Origin of the sequence: Rhodococcus sp. p52, assembly GCF_000763325.2 — a bacterium.
GTDB lineage: Bacteria > Actinomycetota > Actinomycetes > Mycobacteriales > Mycobacteriaceae > Rhodococcus > Rhodococcus pyridinivorans.
In genome coordinates this window covers 989,626-1,011,113 of the sequence record NZ_CP016819.1, presented here as the reverse complement: position 1 = coordinate 1,011,113, position 21,488 = coordinate 989,626, and the positions used below count along the sequence as shown (strand labels likewise).

Below are 21,488 nucleotides of genomic sequence, written 5' to 3'. Positions count from 1 at the left end.
GTGGTAGTGGAGGGACTCCGCCGCTACCCCCGACGCGCGGCGGGGTCCCCCATTTCGTTCGTGGGCCCGTCGCTTTCGCCCGCATCCTCGGAGCTGCCGGAGGATTCGCCCGTATCGTCACGATCGTCCTCACCGGCGTCCACGCTGTCGTTCGAACGAACCGTGTCGGTCGCGACCGCAGAATCCCGAATCTGCTGTCGCGACGGCCGCCAGGGCAGACGCACGGGTGCGTCCGCGGCCCGGTGGAAACCGACGCGGTCGTAGATCCACGTCACCAGGGCGCCGACGACGAGACCGAACACGACGCCGACGATCGTCATCGTCACGCCGTGGCCGAGCCCGGCGTCGGGTCGTCCGTCGAAGTAGAGGATGGACCGCACCGCGAGATAGATCTGGTGCATCGGCTCGAAGGTCGACAACCATTCGAACATCCGCGGGGTGGCCTCGATCGGAATGGTGCCACCGGACGACGGCAGGCCGAGCACGATGAACACGATCAGGTTCACCAGCAGGCCCGCCGCGCCGAAGATCGACATCACCGCGAGGGACGTGATGCCCACGGCCGAGATCGCGAGCGCCCCGTACTCCCACAGCAGCAGCGCGCGCGGCGCCGGCATGCCGAGTGCGGTGGGGATCCACACATACAACGCCGAGACGATCAACGACATGACCACCGTGATGCCCCACTTGAGTGCCAGCACCTGCAGGCGCGACATCCGGGTGGTCTCCCGCGCGATGTAGAGGGGGCCGTATTCGGTGGGCACGAAACCGAGGGCGCTGTCGACGACCGCGTTGATGATCGTGGCGCCGGTGAAGCCGGCCAGGATCAGCAGCAGGGTGTAGAAGAAGGCGGACAGGCCGGCGCCCGTCCCGTCGGGCAGCGGCTTGTGCTCGACGGGGAGTGCATCGATCGGCTGGGTCAGGACGAGGCTGGAAGCTCCGGACAATTGCAGGTCGGGTGCCGACTCTGCGAGCGTCGCGGTGACGGTCTCGGTCAGCTGCTGCCCGACCGTGTCGTTCACCTGGGTCAGCGCGCGGTCGCCGATCGTCGTGACGATGCCCGTCGCGAACGCGCCCGTCCGGGGATTCGTGTAGAGGGTGATGATCGGCTTCTCGATGTCACCGGGAACGACCGAGGCCTGCGCGAGGATCGAGATGCGTTTGGTGAAGTCGCTCGGGATGACGATCGCGCCGTACAGGCTGCCGTCGTCGAGGCCCTGGTTGGCGGCCGAGATTCCCATCCGTCGGAGGTCGATCTCCTCGGGATCGATGCCGTCGAGGATGCCCTCGGTGATCTGGTCGCCGAAGTTCTGTCGCTCGTCCGATCCGGGCAGCACATCGCCGACGTCCTGATTGACGATGGCCATCGGGAACTGTCTCAGGTTCTCGCTCGGATCGAGGAGTGCGCCGAGATAGAAGTAGGCCAGGGCACTCATCATCGCTGCGACGACAGCGAAGGGCGCGAGCCAGAAGCGCGGGCTGCGAAGGGTGCCGTGGTGCGGATCGGTGGTCGACTGGGTTGAACTCACCTATCAATTGTGCACACAGATGTGTGCTCTTGGAGGGCTCGAGTGCTCGAATGCACGCGAGGTCGGGTTGCGTGATCTGTCACTCGAAGGCGTCCTCCCCGCCCGAATTGCCGGAAAGCGTCGGAGATCGACAATTTCGGTTTGTCGTATCGGACCCCGCGGTCCGTGTTTCGATGTGGTCGACGGACGGATCCGACAGAATGGGTGGAGGGAACGATGGCGAACGGATTTCGGCGGGTACTGCGAGCGGGAGCGGTCGCCGCAGTGGCAGGAGGGGTCGTCCTCGGCGGCGCCGGCATCGCGGCGGCGCAGGACGAGTGGCCGGTCCAGCAACCGAACAGTCCGATCTACGTGTACGACGTGGACCCCGCCAACTGGCTCACGCCGGACGAGCTTGCCTACTGGAATCCGCTGGTGAACGAGCCGCGGCTGACCTCGCCCTTCGGCACGAACACCCGCATCGTGTGTCAGGGCTTCCACGGCGTGACGACCGATTGCTGGCAGGCCGACCTCGAAGGCCGTCCACATAAGCTTCAGCGTCTGCCCGCGAACCTTCCGAATGTGACGGGGTCGAGCGCACCCGGCGGAGGCGTCGGGCACTTCGTGTATCCGCTCTTCTGATCCGTACGGGGCGTCAGCGGTCGTCCCGTGAGCTCGGGGTGCCTGTGCGCTCGAGATAGAGGAGAACCGCCCGTACCCGCCGACTACGGTCGGCCTCGCGCGGCAGGTCGAGCTTCACGAAGATCGAATTGACGTGCTTCTCGACGGCGCTGACCGACATGGTCAGACGATCGGCGATGCCGGTGTTCGTCAAACCCTGGGCGAGGGCCTCGAGCACCTCGCGTTCGCGTTCGGTGAGGGTGGCGACAGGGTCGGTGCGGCGGGTGCTCGCGGACAGTTGCCGCACCACCTCGGGATCGAAGGCCGTCCCGCCCGCGGCCACACGTTCCAGGTCGGTGAGGAACGCCCCCACGTCCGACACGCGATCCTTGAGCAGATAGCCCACGCCACCCCAGCCGTTCGTGAGCAGGCCGGTCGCGTTCCGGTGCTCGACGTACTGCGACAGCACGAGCACAGCGACCTGCGGGTGCTCCTCCTTGATGCACCGCGCCGCGTCGATGCCCTCCGTCGAGTAGGTCGGTGGCATACGCACGTCGAGCAACACGAGGTCGGGCACCTCGCGCTCGACGACGTGGTGCAGCTCGACGGCGTTGCCCACACCGGCAACCACCTCGTGGCCTTCGTCCGCGAGCAACCGGGACAGGCCCTCGCGAAGAAGGGTCGAATCCTCGGCTATCACGATGCGCACGGGATCCTCGCTTCCACGACGGTCGGCCCTCCGCGGGGGCTGTGTACGGAGAACTGCCCGTCCAGCGCGGCGACACGGCGCGCGAGACCTGTCAGCCCGGAGCCCGTCATCTCGGCCCCGCCACATCCGTCGTCGACGACCGTGACCGTGACGACGTGACCGTCCGCCGCGACGGTCACCGACACGTTGTCGGCGCCGGAGTGCTTCGTCGAGTTCGTGACCCCTTCCGCGGCAACGTAGTACGCGGCTGCCGCGACATCGTGTGGTGGTTCCGGGTCGATCGACAGATCCAGGTCGACGGGGAGGAAGGTGTGCGCGGACAACCCTTCCAGCGCCGCGGTGATTCCGTGCTCGTCGAGCGCGGCCGGGTATATCCGCCACGCCACGTCGCGCAGTTCGGTGAGCAACGCCTGCGCCTGGGCGACGGCGTTGTCGAGGTCGGCGACGAGGTTCCCGCCGCCGCGTTCGGCGGTGCGACGCGCGCGACCCACGTCGAGTGCGAGCGCGACGGCCCGCTGCTGGACGTCGTCGTGCAGGGCGCGTTCGATCCGCCGGCGTTCGTCGTCGATGGCGGTGACGACGTCGGCGCGGGTGCGCTGCAGGTCGCGGAGGCGATGCTGCGTGGCATCGTCGCCGAGCAACCGCAGGGCTGTGCGGACGTCCCACTGGCCCACGATCATCGCCATCCGGACGGAGAGATAGATCATCACGGCGGCGACGAGGAGCGAGACGAGACCGTCGGCGACGGAGATGCGACCGCCTGCCAGCAGGACAAACGCCCAGCCCCCGTAGCCGGTCGCGGAGATCAGGACGAGCAGGACGACGAGGCCGACGAGCGGACCGTAGGCCAGGCGGACGAGGAAATATCCGGTCGGCTCGCGATCCGGAAGATCCCGGACCGCCTCGGCGTCGAACCATCGCACGAGACGAATACGGTCGCGTTCGGCCGCGCGACCCGGTCCGTCGGTGGTACGGCGAGCCGATGCCGCCACACCCGTCACCGCGGTGACGATCCCGAGCAGAAGCCCGACGACGGCGCGGACCGAGGTCCCGAGTGAGCGCCGAAGGTGATCGATCACGGACCGACCCTAACGGGCGCGAATCGATCGGACACGGCGGACGACGAACACCGCCACTGCTGCGACCACCGCGACGATCACGAGTTTCTGCAGCACATCGGCATACGGTTCGACGACTCCCCAGTTCTCACCGAGGAGGTATCCGGCGAGTACGAAGATCGAGTTCCACAGGGCGCTACCGAGGGCGGTCAGGACGACGAACCGACCGACGGGCATGGCCTCCACCCCGGCGGGAACCGAGATCACGCTCCGCACGAGCGGCACCATCCGGCCGAGGAGCACCGACTTCTCGCCGTGCCGGGCGAACCACTCTTCGCCGCGCCGCAGATCGGAGGTGTTCACCAGGGGGAGTCGCTCGACAACGGCATACATCCGCTGACGGCCGAAGGCGCGTCCGGCGAGGTAGAGCAGCAGTGCGCCGACGAGGGAGCCGAGGGTGGTCCACGCGACGGCCGAGACGAGGGAGATCTCCCCGCGGGAGGCCGCGAAGCCGGCGAGGGGAAGGATCACCTCGCTCGGGATCGGCGGGAAGAGGTTCTCCGCGGCGACCGCGACACCGGCACCGGGTGCTCCGAGCATCTCCATCAGCTGTAGCGACAGACCCGCGAGGCCGTGGAGTTCGTCCGTGGGGGACTGCGTGAGGGTGTGTGCGAGGTTCATGTCCGGAACACTATGAGCGATGAACGTGCAGGTCGCTGCGGTTTTCCGCCGACTTCGCGGCGTTCGGAGTGCGGTTTTCCACAGTCCTGCCGAATGCCGGCCGCTCGACCGTATAGTAAATAGATGAATTATCCCGGATCTGCGGTACTGTGACCGCATGTCCAGACCCCGCGACCTCGACTACTGGTCCTTCGTCGAACTCGCACAGGAGCGTCTGAACAGCAAGTTCGGCGGCGAACATCACCGCAGAGCAACCGAAGTCCTGCTCACCCTCAATCGGGCCTCGGATATCGTCACCTACGACCTCGAGGCCGCGGTCCACCGTCCGCGTGGCCGGTCGTGGTCGGCCTATCGGCTCATGTTCGTCATCTGGCTCGCGGGCCCGATCGAACCGAACGTCGCCGCGCGGCTCACCGGGATGAGCCGCGCCGCCGTGTCCAACCTCGCGAAACCGCTGGTCGAGGCGGGAATCCTGGAGAAGACTCCGGTCAGTCACGACGCGCGTTCGGTGCAGTTGTCGCTCACCGAAGCAGGGGAGAAGGAGATCCGCGACAGCTTCCGTGCTCAGAACGAGCGCGAGGAGGCCTGGGTGGAGGTGCTCACCCCCACCGAGCAGCAGATTCTCGTGATGCTCCTGAACAAGCTGATCACCAACCGCAGCCAGTTCGACGTGCGCGGACGCAACTGACACAGCCTCGTGACCTCTCCGTGGTTGCGCTCACACCCTCGGATTAGTTAACGTATTTACTAATTCCAGGCGAGCGACCTTCCCTCGCACGCCCGAGATCCGCGAGGAGTCAGATCATGGCGTTCTACCGACAGCTCGGCGTCATCCCGCCTAAGCGTCACACCCAGCACCGCGACGAGAACGGCAACCTGTACTACGAAGAGCTGATGGGCGAGGAGGGCTTCTCGTCCGACTCGGCGCTGCTCTACCACCGGTACATCCCGTCGGCGATCGTCGACGCGACCGAGTGGAAGCTGCCCGATCAGACCACCAGGCCCAACCATCCGCTCGAGCCGCGGCACCTGAAGCTGCACGATCTGTTCCCCGAGACGATCTGGGCCGAGACGGATGTCGTGACGGGTCGTCGTCTGGTCCTGGGCAACGCCGACGTCCGCATCTCGTACGTCGTGTCGACCGAGCCCTCGCCGCTGTACCGCAACGTGGTCGGCGACGAGATGGTCTACGTCGAGTCCGGTGAGGCCACCGTCGAGACGGTCTTCGGTCCGCTCGAGGCGAAGGCCGGCGACTACGTCCTGCTGCCGATGGCCACCACCCACCGCTGGGTACCCAAGGGCGACGCACCGCTGCGCGCCTACACGATCGAGGCCAACAGCCACATCGTGCCGCCCAAGCGCTACCTGTCGAAGTTCGGGCAGTTCCTCGAGCACGCGCCGTTCTGCGAACGCGACCTGCACGGACCGACCGAGCTCATGCAGGTCGAGGAGGAGAACGTCGAGGTGCTGGTCAAGCACCGCACCTCGCAGGGCATCGTCGGCACCCGCTACCTGATGCCGCACCACCCCTTCGACGTGGTCGGCTGGGACGGCTGCCTGTACCCGTACACCTTCTCGATCCACGACTTCGAGCCCATCACCGGTCGCGTCCACCAGCCGCCGCCGGCGCACCAGGCGTTCGAGGGCAACAACTTCGTCATCTGCAACTTCGTGCCCCGCAAGGTGGACTACCACCCGCTGGCCGTACCGGTGCCGTACTACCACTCGAACGTCGACTCCGACGAGGTCATGTTCTACTGCGGCGGCGACTACGAGGCCCGCAAGGGATCGGGCATCGGCCAGGGTTCGATCTCGGTGCACCCCGGTGGTCACGCGCACGGCCCGCAGCCGGGTGCCTACGAGCGCAGCATCGGTGTCGAGTTCTTCGACGAACTCGCCGTCATGGTCGACACCTTCCGCCCGCTCGAACTCGGTGAGGGTGCGCTCGCGTGCGAGGACGCCGCCTACGCCGGCAGCTGGAACCGCAATGCAGGAGCGGCCGAATGACTTTCGGACCTCTCCTGACCGGACTGTGCGACGACGCTGCGCTGTTCCCTCCGGGCAACACCCCGCTGCCCGTCGCCGTTCCCGCCCACGCCGGGCACCGCTCGTCCGCGCACGCACCGCTCGTCGGAGCGTTCGTCTTCCCGGCCGGTCGCCTCGATGAACTCGCAGATCACCTGGCGCAGCACCCGTATCCCGGTGAGCCGACCCTGAGCCTGACCGCACCGACCGGCACCGCCGCCGTCCGGCCCGCACTCGAGCAGGTCGACGCAATGGACTCGGTGTCCGTGGTGGCCCTCGAGATCGCGGTCCCCGCAGAGCAATCCGTCGACGAGCTGTTCGCGGCGCTCGACGAGATCAGGGTGAGTCGACCGGATATCGATGTATTCGTCGAGGTTCCGCGTGACGAGCGCCGAGCCGAGATCCTCGCCCGACTGACCGGGACGCCGTACGCCGCCAAGTTCCGCACCGGCGGGATCGTGGCGGAGGCTTATCCGGACGAAGCCGAGCTCGCCGCAGCGGTCTCGACGGTCGTCACCACGGGAGTTCCGTTCAAGGCGACCGCCGGTCTGCACCACGCGGTGCGCAACACCGACCCGAGGACGGGCTTCGAACAGCACGGGTTCGTGAACCTGTTGGCCGCGGTGGACGCGGTGCTGTCCGGAGCCGACATCGACGAGGTCGCGTCCGTGCTGGCCGAACGTGACGGGGCAGTGCTCTCCGCACGTCTCGGCGCACTCTCCGACGACCGGGCCACAGAGGTCCGGCGCCGTTTCCTGTCGTACGGCACTTGCAGCATCGCCGAACCGCTCGAGGATCTGCTCGACCTCGGTCTGGCGCCCTCGACCGTTTCCCCGATCACCGAAGGAACGAACGCATGACCACCATCGCCATTCCGGAGGGTTCGCTCTTCGGGATCGACAACCTGCCGTACGGCATCTTCTCCACGGCCGACAGCGAACCCCGTGTCGGTGTCCGCGTCGGAGATACGGTTCTCGACCTGAGCCGTGTCTTCGAGGACGACGTCGTCTTCGCCGAGCCCTCGCTCAACGCGTTCATGGCCCAGGGTCGTGCACGGTGGGACGAAGTTCGCGCTGCGATCAGGGAACTCGTGACCGGCGATGTCGCCGACGAGGCGGTCTTCGCCGTTGCCGACGTGACGATGCACTTGCCGATCGAGGTGGCCGATTACGTCGACTTCTACGCCTCGGAGAATCACGCGTCGAATCTCGGCCGGCTGTTCCGCCCGCAGAACCCCGACCCGCTGATGCCGAACTGGAAGCACCTTCCCGTCGGTTACCACGGTCGGTCGAGCACCGTCGTGACCTCGGGGGTCGACATCGTGCGTCCGTGCGGACAGCGCAAGGGCCCCAACGATCCTGTGCCGGTCTTCGGTCCGTCGATCCGCCTCGACATCGAGGCCGAGATGGGCTTCGTCGTCGGTGTCGGCTCCCCGATGGGATCGCAGATCCGGCCCGACGAGTTCGCCGACCACTGCTTCGGTGCGGTCATCCTCAACGACTGGTCGGCCCGCGACATCCAGGCGTGGGAGTACGTGCCGCTGGGCCCGAATCTCGGCAAGTCCTTCGCGACGTCGATCTCGCCGTGGGTCGTTCCGCTCGCTGCCCTCGAGGCCGCCCGTATCGACACCCCGGTGCAGGACCCGGAACCGCTGCCGTACCTGAAGGGCACCGAGAAGTGGGGTCTGGACATCGATCTCGAGGTCGAGTGGAACGGGCACGTCGTGTCGCGTCCGCCGTATGCGCAGATGTACTGGTCGCCGGCGCAGATGCTCGCCCACACCTCGGTCAACGGTGCCGCGACCCGCACCGGCGACCTGTTCGGATCCGGCACCATCTCCGGCCCGGAGAAGGGCCAGCGCGGCGCCTTCATCGAACTCACCTGGGGCGGAGCAGAACCCGTGCAGGTCGGCGACGAGACGCGCACCTTCGTCGAGGACGGCGACGAGATCGCCATCTCGGCCACCGCTCCCGGCCCGAACGGGACGCGCATCGGCTTCGGTGAGGTCCGCACCCGCATTCTTCCCGCGATCGGGGAATGAATGAAACAGGTCCGTGCGTCAGCCGGAGCGCCACCGGCCGGACCATCGGCGATGCCCGGAACCCACGAGGTTCCGGGCATCGCCGTGTTCGGGGTCGGTCAGTCGACCGAAAGAATGTCGCCCACAGAGCAATCCAGCACACGGCACAGGGCGGTGAGGGTCGAGAATCGGATCGCGCGGGCGCGTCCGTTCTTGAGCACGGACAGGTTCACGACGCTCACTCCCACCTGCTCGGCCAGTTCGGTCAACGTCATCCCGCGGTCCGCGAGCAGCCGGTCGAGGTGACACAGGACGGTATGCTCACTCTCGGGTGGCATCAGACCAGGCCTTCGTTGTCGCGGGCCATACGGCTTCCGATCCGCAGGACCACTGCCACGGCGGACAACGCCATGCAGAAGACGTACGCGTACCAGAACTCCGGGCCGATCGGGGCGTTGTCGAGGACGTCGTTCATGTCCACGTCGCGGATGAGCATGTTGGTGCCGAGCGTTCGAGGGATGGTCGGCACGAAGACCGTTGCGATGGCGATGGTGGCGGCGGCGTTCACGAGCCGGATGACGCCACGGTCGAACAGTCGCCCGCGGACGAATCGGACCACGATCCAGCTCAGCAGGCCCAAGGCCGCCAGGTAGCCGAGGGTCTGCAGGGCTTCGGCGGAGCGCAGGAATCCGACGGTGACGGGGGAGAGCGTGTCGGTGGGGGCGTCGACGACGGTGGTCGAAGCGGTCGCGAGGTCGGTGCCGTTCGGCGTGGTGAGCACTGGGGAGGTCGGGTCGTCGAACTCGACCCGTGCCGTCACGATGCCCTCGTTCAGCGAGCGGAGGAGCCCGCCGACGTAGTCGAAGAGCACGATCACCGAGGTCAGCGCGAAGACCGAGAGCGACGCCCACAGTTCGGTGCGGTCCTTCTTCGACGTCTCGGTGGGGGAGAGCGTGTCGGGTTCGGCGCCCGGGCCCTGGGGGCGGTCGGTGTCGTGGGTGGAATTCATGGTCGTCTCCGAACTCGCCGGACGGCGGGGCTATCGATTGTCGATACCATCGATAATCGTTATACCTATCGATAAACGATATGTCCAGAGGTGGGGGCGCCCGCCAGTCCTGCTCGGAGCGGATCAGGGTAGGCGACGCTCGATCGCGTCCCGCGCTGCCAGCGCCTTCGCGCCGTAGTCGGCGAAGAGGTCGGGGGTCAGTCGCGAAGCCGGGCCGGAGATGCTGAAGCAGCCGCGCACGGTGCCACCGCGCCCGCGCAGGGCGACGGCGACGGCGGCGATGCCGTCATGCAGCCCCTGTTCGGTCACGGCGTACCCGCGGGCGCGAATCTCGGCGATCTCCTCGCGCAGAGCCGCCGGATCGGTGACGGTGTGCTCGGTCAGCGAGGGGAGTTCGGTCGCGAGGAAATTCTCGATCCGTTCGTCGGGCAGCGACGCGAGATAGGCCTTGCCGGTGGACGCGGCGTGCAGAGGCAGGCGCGTGCCGAGCGCGAGGAAGGCGCGCAGCTGATGGGCGCTGTCGAGTCGCTCGATCAGGACCAGCTCGTTCCCGTCCGGCACGGCGAGATGGACGGTCTCGCCCGTCTCGGTCTGCAGCCGGTTCAGCTCGGGGAGTGCGACCTCGCGCAGGTCGTCGCCGGACGACATCGCGCTGCCCAGGCTGAATGCGCGGCCGGTGATGACCCACTGCCCGGCGTTCGTCGTCGAGGGGCGCAGCCAGCCGGCTTCGGCAAGGGTCTTGAGGCATCGCTGAACGGTGCTCTTGGGGACGTCGAGTCGCTTGCTCAAGTCCGAGAGTCCGACCGGTTGCGTGGTCGCGACCTCCTCGAACACGCGGAGTGCGGTGAGAACGCTGTTCATCGGAACCTTTCGCGCGGTCGTTGACGGCAGGCGGCACGGGCTATAGGTTGAGCCGGACCGCATCGTAGCACGCTGGTCCACAATGTGGACCGTGCACCGCGCGACACCGTCCGGCAGGACGTCGAGAAGGGACCACCACCGATGACCACCACCACGCCCGTGCCGTTGCTGACCTCGCTCACCGAGTCCGGAGCAGGCAGTGACGACCGCAGCGCTGTCCGCGTCGGAGACGTCTCGCTCACCCGATCCGAACTGATCGCGGCTGCCGCCGCTGTGGCCGACGAGGTCGCAGGCTCCTCGCGGGTCGCTGTCGACGCCACCGCGAGCATCGAGACGGTGATCGCCACGACCGGATGCCTCATGGCCGGTGTGGCCGCGGTGCCCGTGCCGCCGGATTCCGGTCCCGCCGAGCGCGCCCACATCCTGAAGGACTCGGGTGCGCAGCTGTGGCTCGGCGCGGCCCCCGAGGACGTCACCCTGCCCGCGATCCCGGTCGACGCGAGCGCGCGTTCGTCGTCCTCGCACGCGGAGGCCGATCCGGGCAGTGCCGCGATGATCATGTACACCTCGGGAACCACGGGCGCCCCCAAGGGAGTCGTGCTCTCGCGGTCCGCCGTGGCGGCCGGTCTCGACGGTCTCGCCGAGGCGTGGAACTGGACGTCCGACGACACTCTCGTCCACGGACTTCCGCTGTTCCACGTCCACGGACTCATCCTCGGCGTCGTCGGTGCGCTCCGGCAGGGCTCGTCGCTCGTGCACACGGTGCGACCGAAGCCCGAATCCTATGCAGCGGCGGGTGGTTCGCTCTACTTCGGTGTTCCCACCGTGTGGTCGCGGGTCGTCGCCGACGAATCGCTTGCTCGCGCACTGTCGTCCGCGCGACTTCTGGTGTCGGGCAGTGCGCCCCTTCCCGTTCCGGTCTTCGAGCGCATGCTCGCCCTCACCGGTTCCGCGCCGATCGAGCGGTACGGAATGAGCGAAACGATCATCACGATCAGCCCCCGCCACGACGGTGAGCGTCGGCCCGGCTGGGTGGGACTGCCCATCCACGGCGTCTCCACCCGCCTGCGCGACCAGGCCGGCAACCTCGTGCCGCACGACGGCGACACCCTCGGCCAGTTGGAGGTGTCCGGCGCGACCCTGTTCGACGGCTACCTGAACAATCCCGAGAAGCCCGCCGAGTCGATGACCGAAGACGGCTGGTTCAAGACCGGCGACATCGCCGTGATCGACGACCAGGGTTTCCACCGCATCGTCGGCCGCGAATCGGTCGACATGATCAAGTCCGGCGGCTACCGGATCGGCGCCGGCGAGGTGGAGCATGCGCTGCTGAACCATGCCGGCGTGCAGGAGGCGGCGGTGGTGGGTGTGCCGGACGACGATCTCGGACAGCGGATCGTCGCCTACGTCGTCGGGGATCTCCGTGATCCGGGCGAACTCTCGGACTTCGTCGCGCAGACCCTGTCGATCCACAAGCGCCCCCGCGAGATCCGTACCGCCGACGCTCTTCCGCGCAACGCCATGGGCAAGGTGCAGAAGAAGCTTCTCGTCGAGGACTACCTCGCCGGGAAGTGACCCGGTCTACCCGATCCGGACTTCGTCGCCGACGGTGATGTCGCCGGGAGTCGGGACGGTCGCGTAGACACCGATGCACGGCATCGGCTTTCCCTCCGGCACATTGGGCACCTGATGCGCGGTCATCACCTCACGCAGCATGTCGCGCCGCGCGGGAACCTCCTGATGGGGGAGCGTCACCATGACGCACCGCGCGGTGCGCTTGTGCGGTTCGAGGACTGCCGAGCCCACCGACACCCGTCGGCCGATCCATTCGTCCTCCACGAAACCGGTCGTGTCCGGAGTGTCGACGACCAGCTGCGGCCGGAACCGCCGCAACGCGACATCGGTGGGGTCGCCGGTGCCGAGCGCTTCGACCGCGGAGCGGGAGACGAGATGCACCGGCGCCTCGTCGTAGGTGCGGTCGCGCGGTTCGAGCCGCACGTCGTGACCGAGCAGCTTCGACAGCAGGTCGTCGACCTCGGGATCGTCGCCGCGCACCACCGTGCCGTCGGCGAGCGTGAGTTCGAGTGCCGCCGGATCGCGGGGGTCGTCGTCGTTCAGAAGTCGTGCGGAGCAGGTCAACAGCAGTCCGTAGCGTCGGAAACGCTTCGCACTCGCGATGTTTCCGGTTTCGGCGTCGACCAGCGCCCACAGGTGGTCGCCGCGCACACCGTCCGCTTCGATCGCTGCGGCGTCGATCCGTTCTCCTCCGAACGATTTCACCGGATAACGCCACACCTGATCGATACGCACGACTCGTGAGCATACGGGGAACTGGGGAAAATGTTACGTGCGATTCCAACTCGCGGACGAAAACACCCGAGTCTCCGCCATGTTCTTCAACGGCGCATTGCAGATGACCTCACCACTGTTGGAGCCGATGAGCGAATCCACCGCACCACTGCTCGCGATCTACCCCAATCGCAGAAACATGAGGTGGACACGTGGATGCTGCGCCGTGCCGCGGTCGATGCACGCCGCCGACTCCCGAAGCTGGATGACCCGAATCCCTCGACCTTGCTGGCTCAACGGAAGCTGCCGTCGCGGCTGACCGCGCTACGCGCTGTCCATGTCCCCGCATCCAAACAGCACGCAGAAAAGGGACGGGACCGACAGGCCTATGAAGAACTCCTGCGGTCGCAGCTTGCCCTCGGAGTGCTTCGAAACGCACAAGCCGCAGAAGTCGGCATCGCCCACAAGCCCACCGGGCGACTGCTCGATGCATGGTTGGCCTGCCTGCCGTACACCCACAGGTGCACAGCTGCGGGTGATAGCCGATATCCACACCGACATGACCGCCTCCGGCCGACGAATCGGCTGCTGCAGGGAGACGTCGGCGCCGGAAAGGCCCCCGTCCTGGCAGCCACTGCGTTTGCGTTACTGATAAGCGAAGGCGGCTTTCAGGCGGTCCTCATGGCCCCGACCGATATTCTCGCTCGGCGCAACACTTCGAAGAGATCGCCGAAGCATTACGGCCTCTCGGCGTGACCGTCGACCTGCTGGTGTCCCGGACCTGCCTCTCCCCCGATCGACGCCGGTCGAGTTCGAAACCATCATGACCACACCAGTCGCACAGGCTGCGTGACCGAAACTGTCGCCGAATCGTGCAGCAGTCCCCATCGAAGGCCAGCTGTGCGGACGAGATCCCGATCTCCTCGAGTCAACAGTCGATGACGTATAGAAGAGTACCTCCTCGTAGCTCGTACAGGACGGGCCGACTTCGCACCGCTCCGACGACCGGACCAGCTACATCTGCAGCGAGACGAGTCGGGTGTTAGGGTCTGTGACGTCCCCACGGGAGCCCTATTGCAGGGGCTGAGATCGGGCTGAGGCAGCCTGCGACCGTCGAACCTGCCCGGGTAATGCCGGCGAAGGAAGTAGGAACGATTCCGATGAGTGCATCCAATTCGCATGCCCTGAGCTATGTCCACGACGAGGAACACGACCTGCGTGTACCTGTCACAGAGATCCGCTTGAACGACTCTCCCGGCGGGGTGCCGACCCCGCCGCTGCGGGTCTACCGCACTGCAGGTCCCGGTAGCGATCCGCTGGTCGGGCTCCCGCCGACGCGCGCCGACTGGATTGCTGCTCGCGGCGACGTCGAGCACTACCCGGGGCGAGAACGGGATCTGCTCGACGATGGCCGCTCGGCTGTGCGGCGTGGAGAGGCGTCCCAGGAGTGGAAGGGGCCCCGACCTGTCCCGGTGCGAGCGAAGACAGGCCGGACGGTCACGCAGATGCACTATGCCCGGGCGGGGATCATCACCCAGGAAATGCGGTTCGTGGCGCTGCGGGAGAACTGCGACGTGGAACTGGTGCGCTCGGAGGTGGCGGCGGGTCGGGCGATCATCCCCGCCAACGTCAACCACCCCGAGTCCGAGCCGATGATCATCGGCGAGTCCTTCCTGGTGAAGATCAATGCCAACATCGGCAACTCAGCGGTGACCAGCTCCATCGTCGACGAAGTCGACAAGATGCGCTGGGCCACCCGTTGGGGCGCGGACACTGTGATGGACCTGTCCACCGGCGAAGATATCCACACCACCCGAGAATGGATCATTCGCAACTCCCCGGTGCCGATCGGCACGGTGCCGATCTACCAGGCTCTGGAGAAGGTCGCCGGCCAGGCCGATGCGCTGACGTGGGAGATCTTCCGCGACACCGTGATCGAGCAGTGTGAGCAGGGTGTGGACTACATGACCATCCACGCCGGAGTGCTGCTGCGCTACGTACCGCTCACGGCCGAGCGGCTCACCGGCATCGTCTCCCGAGGTGGGTCGATCATGGCCGGTTGGTGCCTCGCCCATCACGAGGAAAATTTTCTCTACACCCACTTCGACGAACTGTGCGAGATCTTCGCCCGCTACGACGTGGCATTTTCCCTCGGGGACGGGCTGCGACCGGGGTCGATCGCCGACGCCAATGACGCCGCGCAGTACGCCGAACTGGACACTCTTGCCGAACTGACCACCCGTGCCTGGGCTCACGACGTTCAGGTGATGGTCGAAGGCCCTGGCCACATCCCGATCCATCGGGTGCGGGAAAATGTGGAGCGTCAACAGAAGTTATGTCATGGAGCGCCTTTCTACACCCTGGGGCCGCTGGTGACCGACATTGCTCCGGGCTACGACCACATCCCCTCCGCGATCGGGGCCACCGAGATCGCCCGCCATGGCACCGCGATGCTGTGTTATGTCACCCCGAAGGAGCATCTGGGACTGCCGAATCGGGACGACGTGAAGACCGGGGTCATCACGTACAAGATCGCCGCTCATGCCGCCGACATCGCCAAGGGCCATCCCGGTACCGTCGAGCGCGACGACGCGTTGTCGAAGGCGCGTTTCGAGTTTCGGTGGCGGGATCAGTTCGCTCTGTCGCTGGATCCGGATACGGCCGAGCAGTTCCATGACGAGACGCTTCCGGCCGAACCGGCCAAGACAGCGCACTTCTGCTCGATGTGTGGGCCGAAGTTCTGCTCGATGCGTATCTCCCAAGACATCCGGACCAGGTTCGGTGACGCCGCCGACCAGGCCGCCGTCGCCGGGATGCAACATATGTCCGACCAGTTCAGGGCCGCCGGCAGCACGGTGTACTTGAACGCGCCCACCGTTCCGGCCCTCGAGGATGTGGCGGGGCACGAGTCGATTGGAGCCGAAACGGGCGGTGTGCCCACGTAAGGAGTCGGGTGAGTTCCCAATGTCGCTGGCGGTCACAGTGCGACGGAGGAAACTCGCCAGCGCTGCATGACTGGACAATCGTCGACGCTATTGTCTGTCGGCTCCGGATTCGTGCCATGTTGATGTGCGCTGCCTCGAAGGCGCTCGTCGGAGTCGTACCTCGAACGAGGGGTAGTGAGCATCTGTCCCGGTGACATGGGGGCAATGGTGTCGTGCGGCGAGGACGAACTGTTCGAAGGACCCGTCGAGTTCGAGGTGGATCGTGTCGTTTGCGACTACCACACGGTGTGCGTCGAGACCGAGCAGTCGGGCGACGACGAAGGTTGCACTCAAGGTTGCGACATTCCTGGTGATCCCTAGCGGGAGGAGGGATCCGGTGTCGGTGAGGGCTTCGTGTTCGCCGGCTCTGAGGACGAGTCTGGCGTCGGAGTGCACTCCGTGGGCTGCTACGGACACGGCGATGTTGTCACGATCGTCGGAGCCCACGGCGGCAAGGCATCGGGCCCGGTCGAGGCGGGCGCGTTCGAGGAGGGGTCTGTCGGTACCGTGCCCGACGATGGTGGGAATGTTCAGTGCTCGGGCCAGGCGCAGATTGCGGGCTCGATCGTCGCGTTCGATGGCGACGACGGGAATGCCGAGTTTGCGGAGTTCGAGGCACAACCGGAGACCGACCTGTCCCAATCCGACGACGATGACGTGGTTGCGGCGGGGGAGAACCCGTTGACCGATCAAGCCGATGAGGCTGGTTCCGAGCAGACGTTCGATTATCCCGGCGGTGAACATGGCGGTGAACACGATCGCCGCCAACATCGCCAGAGCCGCGAACACGTCATAGGTGTGGTCGCCGTATGAGGCCGGTGCGGGACCGACGGTGGCGACGACCTGGACTGCTTCTTTGAGGGACTCGACCCAGTGGTGGCCTTTGCCGACAGTGAGCCATATCCAATCGATCAGGAGGATGGCGAGCAGTCCGATAAGGCCGGTGAGCAGCATGCGGGTGCCGGCGTCGTGGGATCGCAGTGTGCCTACGGAGTGGACGAATCGGCGGCGAATTCTGCTGGTGCGGCTGTGGGGTAACGGCTGCCAGGTCGGTTGGTCACCGTGGGCCGATTGCCGGAGGACGCGTGTGGTGCCATCGGGCGCGGTGTGCGCGGCGTCGATCGTGGCAGCGATGCACGGGCCGGCCAGGGACGGTGTCGCGAGGTCTGCGGGGGAGGTTACCTGACAGTGGGGAATCAATCGGGTGAGCTGGTTGGCGATGGTGCGATCGAAGACGGTCACGACCATCGGTGTGTGGGGACTGATGTGGGCGATGGCGAGGGCATAACGGACGGCGACCGCGTCGTCGTGGGTGACGACGGCGACCCCGGCCGGGTCGTGCTGGGTGATCTGCAGAAGTTCCGGGTCGTCGGGTGCATCGAGGTGGACAACATCGAAGTGGCGTTGGGTGAGCGACGCGCACACGAGCCGGGCAACATTCGACGCGCCGATGACAACGAATGGGGACATCGGGCCGACGCCGATCACCGCACAGGTGCAGGGAACGAGGTGTAGGCAGTGAAGATGCCACCGGAGCCGATATCGGATGTTGGGTCGATCAGCTCCGGCAGCACCGCTTCGAGGCGTATCGGGGCAGCAGCGGTGACACTTGTCTCCGGAGTCGGGGTGGGTACCAGACGAATATTGTTGATCCGCAAGAGGTTACTGCCGAGTTCACGTCCGGCGGCGAGAGCGAAGGATTCGATTGCGCCGTCCATGGAGTCTCGCGCCGGTCCTCGATCGGTGTCGGTGATTCTGCGGAGCGTGTCCAGGCCGGTGACGGTGACGATCGATCCGATGCCGCCGGTGCGGTGGAGGGATACTGCAGCACGTCTGGTGGTGTGGAACAACAACGCCATGTGGTCGTAGGTGAACCGGCCCCAGTCGGCGGGGCGGATCTTGCTCAGCGAGTGGCATGCTGTTTCCGGGCCGGGTAGCCATGCGGTGTGCACGAGCGCGTCGATGCCGCCATATCGTCGCTCGAGGTGGGTGAACATGTTGTCGACGTCGGATTCGAGGGTCAGATCGGCCGCGACCGGATGAGCGATCCCGTCGTCATCGGCGACTCGGCCGGCGAGGTACTCGGCAGCATCGAGGGTGAAGCTGTGCGTGAACACGTGGTGTCCAGCGGCTGCCAACGTTCGGGCCACGTGGGCGCCTTCGTTCTGTTCGACGCCGGTGACCAGGACACGCAGTGAGGTGGTGGGTAGAGCCAACGGGTGCAGCGACGGTTCGGCGATGCTCATCTGGACTCGTTTCGAGGGTGCCGGGGGCGGGGGGGGGGGAGTTCCGCGCCCCCGGGAATCGGGGTGGGATGGATGTCTGTCGAGGTCCACGGCCGTGGGATCGTCGTGCGGACGAATCGGCGGCCGGCCGAAGGGGGCGGGGCGTCGGCGACCGGGGACCGGTGCGTGAGCGTGCTCAGTGAGAGGTCGGTGACAGTTGTTCCTGTCCGGAGGTTTCGTCGTTGTCGGACAGGTCCTGTCGGTAGGTCTCGCGCATGGCGATCACGCAGACGACGGAGACGGCGCACATTGCGACCATGAACAGCGCCACGGCGACGTACGAGCCGGTGCGATCGAGCAGGTAGGTGGCGACGATCGGTGCGGGAGCGCTCGAGGCGAGGGTGCCGATCGTGTAGCCGAAGGAGATTCCGGTGTAGCGGATGCGGGTGTCGAAGGATTCGGCGAAGAAGGCTGCGAGGGGACCGTAGGAGGTGGCGAAGGCGAGGCAGAACACCACGAACCCGATCATCGCCAGCGCGAAGGATCCGGAGTTGACCAGCCAGAACCAGGGGAAGGTGAACAGCAGCATGGCGAGAACCCCGGCGAGGAAGACCGGCTTTCGGCCGTAGGCGTCCGACAGCTTGCCGAACAACGGTAGTGCGACGAACGTGACCGCCATGGCGACGAGGACGAGTGTCAGCATCTGGTTTCGGGTGTAGCCGACCTGCGTGACGCCGTAGCTGAGGCCGAATACCGTAGTGCCGTAGAAGGTGACGCCGATGGCGAAGTAGGCACCACAGGTCAGGAGGACCTGCTTGGGGTAGTGGCGAAGGACCACCCCGATGGGCAGCTTCTCCAACTGTGCGTTCTTCTTGACGCGGGCGAAGTTCGGGCTTTCGCCGACATGCAGTCGGACGAACAGGCCGATCGCGACGAATGCGCCGCCGATCAGGAAGGGAACGCGCCATCCCCAGGATTCGAATGCTTCGGGAGACAGTCCGGCCATCAACAAAAAGACCGTGTTACCGAGCATCAGTCCTGCCGGCACGCCCATCTGCACCCAGCTGCCGTAGTAGCCGCGTTTGTCGGCGGGAGCGTGTTCGACGGCCATGAGGATCGCCCCGCCGATCTCACCACCGAGTGCGAGACCCTGCACGAAACGCAAGGTGACGAGGATGATCGGTGCGGCGACGCCGATGGTCTCGTAGCTCGGGAGCAGCCCGACTCCGAGAGTGGTCAAGCCCATGATGGTCAAGGTGATCACGAGCATGGACTTGCGTCCGATCCGGTCACCGAAGTGACCGAACACCACTCCGCCGAGCGGGCGCGCCACGAAGGCGGCAGAGAACGTGGCAAACGCGAGCAGAGTGCCGATCAGAGAGTCGAACTCGGGGAAGAAGATCTTGTTGAAGACGAGTCCGGCTGCGGTGCCGTAGATGAAGAAGTCGTACCATTCGACTGTTGTGCCGACACCGCTGGCAAAGCCTACTTTCGATGTTTGGGACATTTTTGGCATGTGGGGCCTCCGTTGCCGCGAGCGCGAGATGATTTCTGCGGCTCAATATATGGGTGACCCAGAACACATAACATCTCCATGTGGAGAGGTGGAGTGCGCTCCGGGTATAGCGAATTCGATTCAGAGCAAGCGAAGTTCGTGAGCGCGTGCAATGGCTTCGACGCGATTGCGCGCGTTCAGTTTCTGCATGGCGCTCTGCAGATAGGTCTTTACGGTGTTGCGGGTGAGAGACAGTTCCTGAGCGATTTCGGGATTGCTGTGACCCATGGCCGCAAAACGCAGCACTTCGTACTCGCGCCGGGTCAGGCCGGCCCGGTACAGCGCCTCGGAGGTCACGACTTTTCGTGGTCCCGTCAACCTCGGGTCGACCACCCGGATTCCGCTGGACACACGGTGAATGGCTGTGGCGAAGTCCTGTCCGCTGATGTCCTTGACGAGGCAGCCGTCGGCGCCTGCTTCCATCAGTAGATCGATGGCACCGTGATCGGCGAACGCGGTGAACAGCAGTATCCGCGCGTGCGGCGCAACTCGACGAAGACGCGGAATCAGTTCCGGTGCAGGGATATCGGGGAGCCGAAGATCGAGGAGGATGACGTCGACGGACAGGGTGCGGGCCAATTCGACCGCGGCAGAGCCGGTCAGTGCACCTCCCACGACTTCGAGGTCGGTGTCCTCGCGGGCGAGTAGTTCCACGCCGCCACGCACGATCGGATGATCGTCGACGACGAGGATGCGGATGGTCTTCGGTGGCGCGGTCATGTGCTCGGTCCCTCCAGAGCGTCTACCCAGCCGCGCACGGTGGTGCCGCTTTCGTCGTCGCTGACCACCGACATGCCGCCCCCGAGCCGCTCGAGGCGCCCTGCAGCCAATCCGAGCCCCAGCTGGCTTCCTCGCATCGGATCGTCGGTGCCGTCGACGCCCCGGCCGTCGTCGCTGATGACGACCGTCACCTTGCCCGACCGCGCCGACAAGCTGACCACCACAGTGGACGCGTCGGCGTGTTTCTCCACGTTGACCAGCGCTTCGCGAACAAGGCGTTGGAGTGCCTCGACGCGGCTGACATCGAGGTCGGGGGATTCGGTCAGTGGCACGAAACGGGCCGGGATACCGGTCCGGAGCGTGAATGCCTGGCAGTCCTCCTCGATGCCGACCGGAAGATTCCGTTCGGGGGGCCGCGCGGTGAGGTCGGTCAGCGATCTGCGGATGGAAGCATTGACGGCGTGTACCTGTTCGGTGATCTCCTGCAGGCGATCGTGGATCGCCTGCGCGTCAGCGAGGGCGCGCAGGCTCTGCAGTTCGGCACCGATCCGGAAAAGGACCGGGCTCACGGAATCGTGTAGGGATTCGGCGAGCCGTTTCCGTTCGGCTTCGAGGGCGAGTTCTGTCTGGGTGGCGGCCCTTTGGGCGCTGAGGAGAGTGACGGCGGCCGTTTCGGCGATCGATTGGATCTCTGCGATGACTCGATCACCGAAGGACGAATATTCGCGGGTGCCGACGTACATGGCGCCGAGTACATGACCTTCATAAGCCATGGGCACGGCAAGCATTCCTCGCAGTGACTCCTGTTCGACGAGCGCGTCGAAGTCGTGGGTGATTCCGGGATCGGACAGATAGTCCCGTACCCAGACGGGTTGTTGGAGCATGATGCTCTTGCCGCCGAGCCCGATCCCTTCCGGCACCACCAGTCGGTGCAGAGCGTTGCTCTTCGTGCCCTGCCAACTGCGGTGGACCATCACCCCATCGACCTCGACGCGCCCGATGAGCGACATGTCGAAGTCGCCGATCTCCCGGATCCGCTGGCCTGCTGTGGTCATCGCCGACGCTTCGTCGGTCAGAACCAGCAGCTCGGCGCGCGAAAGTGCGAGATTGTCGAGGATCGACGGTTTGAGGTCCGAGTGGGTGAACTCGTGAGCTGCAGTAGGTGTATTTTCCGACACCGGCTTTCCTCGATCTTCTTTCCGGGGTCTCGGGTGACCCGTCAT

20 protein-coding genes and 1 riboswitch are annotated in these 21,488 nt (G+C 66.0%); of the genes, 7 read left to right on the top strand and 13 right to left on the bottom strand.

Features of this window, described 5'->3' with window-relative positions; all coding sequences use genetic code 11:
* Positions 1-23: 23 nt before the first annotated feature.
* Positions 24-1,529: a YhgE/Pip domain-containing protein gene (locus tag IM25_RS04475; protein ID WP_065995793.1), complete on the bottom strand. Its 1,506-nt coding sequence runs from the start codon at positions 1,527-1,529 to the stop codon at positions 24-26.
* 216 nt (positions 1,530-1,745) lie between these two features.
* Between IM25_RS04475 and IM25_RS04470 the strand changes: the two genes are divergently transcribed.
* Positions 1,746-2,150, top strand: coding sequence for a hypothetical protein (locus IM25_RS04470; RefSeq protein ID WP_065996469.1), 405 nt, complete (start codon positions 1,746-1,748; stop codon positions 2,148-2,150).
* 13 nt (positions 2,151-2,163) lie between these two features.
* Here IM25_RS04470 and IM25_RS04465 read toward each other — a convergent pair whose 3' ends face one another.
* The 3 genes from IM25_RS04465 to IM25_RS04455 are packed head-to-tail and all read right to left on the bottom strand — an operon-like array spanning position 2,164 to position 4,577.
* Positions 2,164-2,838 (bottom strand): response regulator transcription factor, encoded by a 675-nt coding sequence (locus IM25_RS04465; RefSeq protein WP_065995792.1) that lies wholly within the window; start codon positions 2,836-2,838, stop codon positions 2,164-2,166.
* Positions 2,826-3,917 (bottom strand): sensor histidine kinase, encoded by a 1,092-nt coding sequence (locus IM25_RS04460; RefSeq protein WP_033097435.1) that lies wholly within the window; start codon positions 3,915-3,917, stop codon positions 2,826-2,828. Before IM25_RS04460 ends, IM25_RS04465 begins: the two co-directional genes overlap by 13 nt.
* A gap of 9 nt (positions 3,918-3,926) precedes the next feature.
* Positions 3,927-4,577, bottom strand: coding sequence for a DedA family protein (locus IM25_RS04455; protein ID WP_006554664.1), 651 nt, complete (start codon positions 4,575-4,577; stop codon positions 3,927-3,929).
* 157 nt (positions 4,578-4,734) lie between these two features.
* On the opposite strand from IM25_RS04455, the gene IM25_RS04450 reads away from it, so the two are divergent.
* From IM25_RS04450 to fahA, 4 genes are all read left to right on the top strand, one after another.
* The gene (locus IM25_RS04450) at positions 4,735-5,265 is read left to right on the top strand and encodes a MarR family winged helix-turn-helix transcriptional regulator (RefSeq protein WP_033097434.1); all 531 of its coding nucleotides are present in this window, start codon (positions 4,735-4,737) and stop codon (positions 5,263-5,265) included.
* Between the two features lie 116 nt (positions 5,266-5,381).
* Positions 5,382-6,584 (top strand): homogentisate 1,2-dioxygenase, encoded by a 1,203-nt coding sequence (locus tag IM25_RS04445; protein ID WP_033097433.1) that lies wholly within the window; start codon positions 5,382-5,384, stop codon positions 6,582-6,584.
* The gene (locus IM25_RS04440) at positions 6,581-7,462 is read left to right on the top strand and encodes a hypothetical protein (RefSeq protein WP_033097432.1); all 882 of its coding nucleotides are present in this window, start codon (positions 6,581-6,583) and stop codon (positions 7,460-7,462) included. Before IM25_RS04445 ends, IM25_RS04440 begins: the two co-directional genes overlap by 4 nt.
* Positions 7,459-8,643 (top strand): fumarylacetoacetase, encoded by a 1,185-nt coding sequence (gene fahA, locus IM25_RS04435; RefSeq protein ID WP_033097431.1) that lies wholly within the window; start codon positions 7,459-7,461, stop codon positions 8,641-8,643. Before IM25_RS04440 ends, fahA begins: the two co-directional genes overlap by 4 nt.
* Before the next feature lie 98 nt (positions 8,644-8,741).
* On the opposite strand, the gene IM25_RS04430 is transcribed toward fahA, so the two are convergent.
* From IM25_RS04430 to IM25_RS04420, 3 genes are all read right to left on the bottom strand, one after another.
* Positions 8,742-8,960, bottom strand: coding sequence for a helix-turn-helix domain-containing protein (locus IM25_RS04430; protein ID WP_033097430.1), 219 nt, complete (start codon positions 8,958-8,960; stop codon positions 8,742-8,744).
* The gene (locus IM25_RS04425) at positions 8,960-9,631 is read right to left on the bottom strand and encodes a hypothetical protein (protein ID WP_006554670.1); all 672 of its coding nucleotides are present in this window, start codon (positions 9,629-9,631) and stop codon (positions 8,960-8,962) included. The genes IM25_RS04430 and IM25_RS04425 overlap by 1 nt, the downstream gene beginning before the upstream one ends.
* A gap of 123 nt (positions 9,632-9,754) precedes the next feature.
* The gene (locus tag IM25_RS04420; RefSeq protein ID WP_019288282.1) at positions 9,755-10,492 is read right to left on the bottom strand and encodes an IclR family transcriptional regulator; all 738 of its coding nucleotides are present in this window, start codon (positions 10,490-10,492) and stop codon (positions 9,755-9,757) included.
* A 141-nt stretch (positions 10,493-10,633) separates the two neighbouring features.
* On the opposite strand from IM25_RS04420, the gene IM25_RS04415 reads away from it, so the two are divergent.
* Positions 10,634-12,067, top strand: coding sequence for an acyl-CoA synthetase (locus tag IM25_RS04415; protein ID WP_065996468.1), 1,434 nt, complete (start codon positions 10,634-10,636; stop codon positions 12,065-12,067).
* A 6-nt stretch (positions 12,068-12,073) separates the two neighbouring features.
* Here the strand turns inward: IM25_RS04415 and IM25_RS04410 are convergent, their stop codons facing one another.
* Entirely contained in the window at positions 12,074-12,802 is a 729-nt protein-coding gene (locus tag IM25_RS04410; protein ID WP_006554673.1) for an MOSC domain-containing protein, read from the bottom strand.
* Positions 12,803-13,833: 1,031 nt separating this feature from the next.
* Positions 13,834-13,943: riboswitch (TPP riboswitch) on the top strand.
* Between IM25_RS04410 and thiC the strand changes: the two genes are divergently transcribed.
* Positions 13,942-15,726, top strand: a complete 1,785-nt coding sequence (gene thiC, locus IM25_RS04405; protein WP_065996467.1) for a phosphomethylpyrimidine synthase ThiC — start codon at positions 13,942-13,944, stop codon at positions 15,724-15,726. Its footprint overlaps the riboswitch before it by 2 nt.
* Positions 15,727-15,813: 87 nt before the next feature.
* Here the strand turns inward: thiC and IM25_RS04400 are convergent, their stop codons facing one another.
* The 5 genes from IM25_RS04400 to IM25_RS04380 form a co-directional block, all read right to left on the bottom strand.
* The gene (locus IM25_RS04400; RefSeq protein ID WP_232333402.1) at positions 15,814-17,235 is read right to left on the bottom strand and encodes a potassium channel family protein; all 1,422 of its coding nucleotides are present in this window, start codon (positions 17,233-17,235) and stop codon (positions 15,814-15,816) included.
* A 14-nt stretch (positions 17,236-17,249) separates the two neighbouring features.
* Complete coding sequence (locus IM25_RS04395; RefSeq protein ID WP_019288289.1) at positions 17,250-18,011, bottom strand: SDR family oxidoreductase; 762 nt, start codon at positions 18,009-18,011, stop codon at positions 17,250-17,252.
* A gap of 175 nt (positions 18,012-18,186) precedes the next feature.
* Positions 18,187-19,497, bottom strand: a complete 1,311-nt coding sequence (locus tag IM25_RS04390; protein ID WP_033097428.1) for an MFS transporter — start codon at positions 19,495-19,497, stop codon at positions 18,187-18,189.
* A gap of 129 nt (positions 19,498-19,626) precedes the next feature.
* Complete coding sequence (locus IM25_RS04385; protein ID WP_006552214.1) at positions 19,627-20,265, bottom strand: response regulator; 639 nt, start codon at positions 20,263-20,265, stop codon at positions 19,627-19,629.
* Positions 20,262-21,488 (bottom strand): GAF domain-containing sensor histidine kinase, encoded by a 1,227-nt coding sequence (locus tag IM25_RS04380; protein ID WP_232333401.1) that lies wholly within the window; start codon positions 21,486-21,488, stop codon positions 20,262-20,264. The genes IM25_RS04385 and IM25_RS04380 overlap by 4 nt, the downstream gene beginning before the upstream one ends.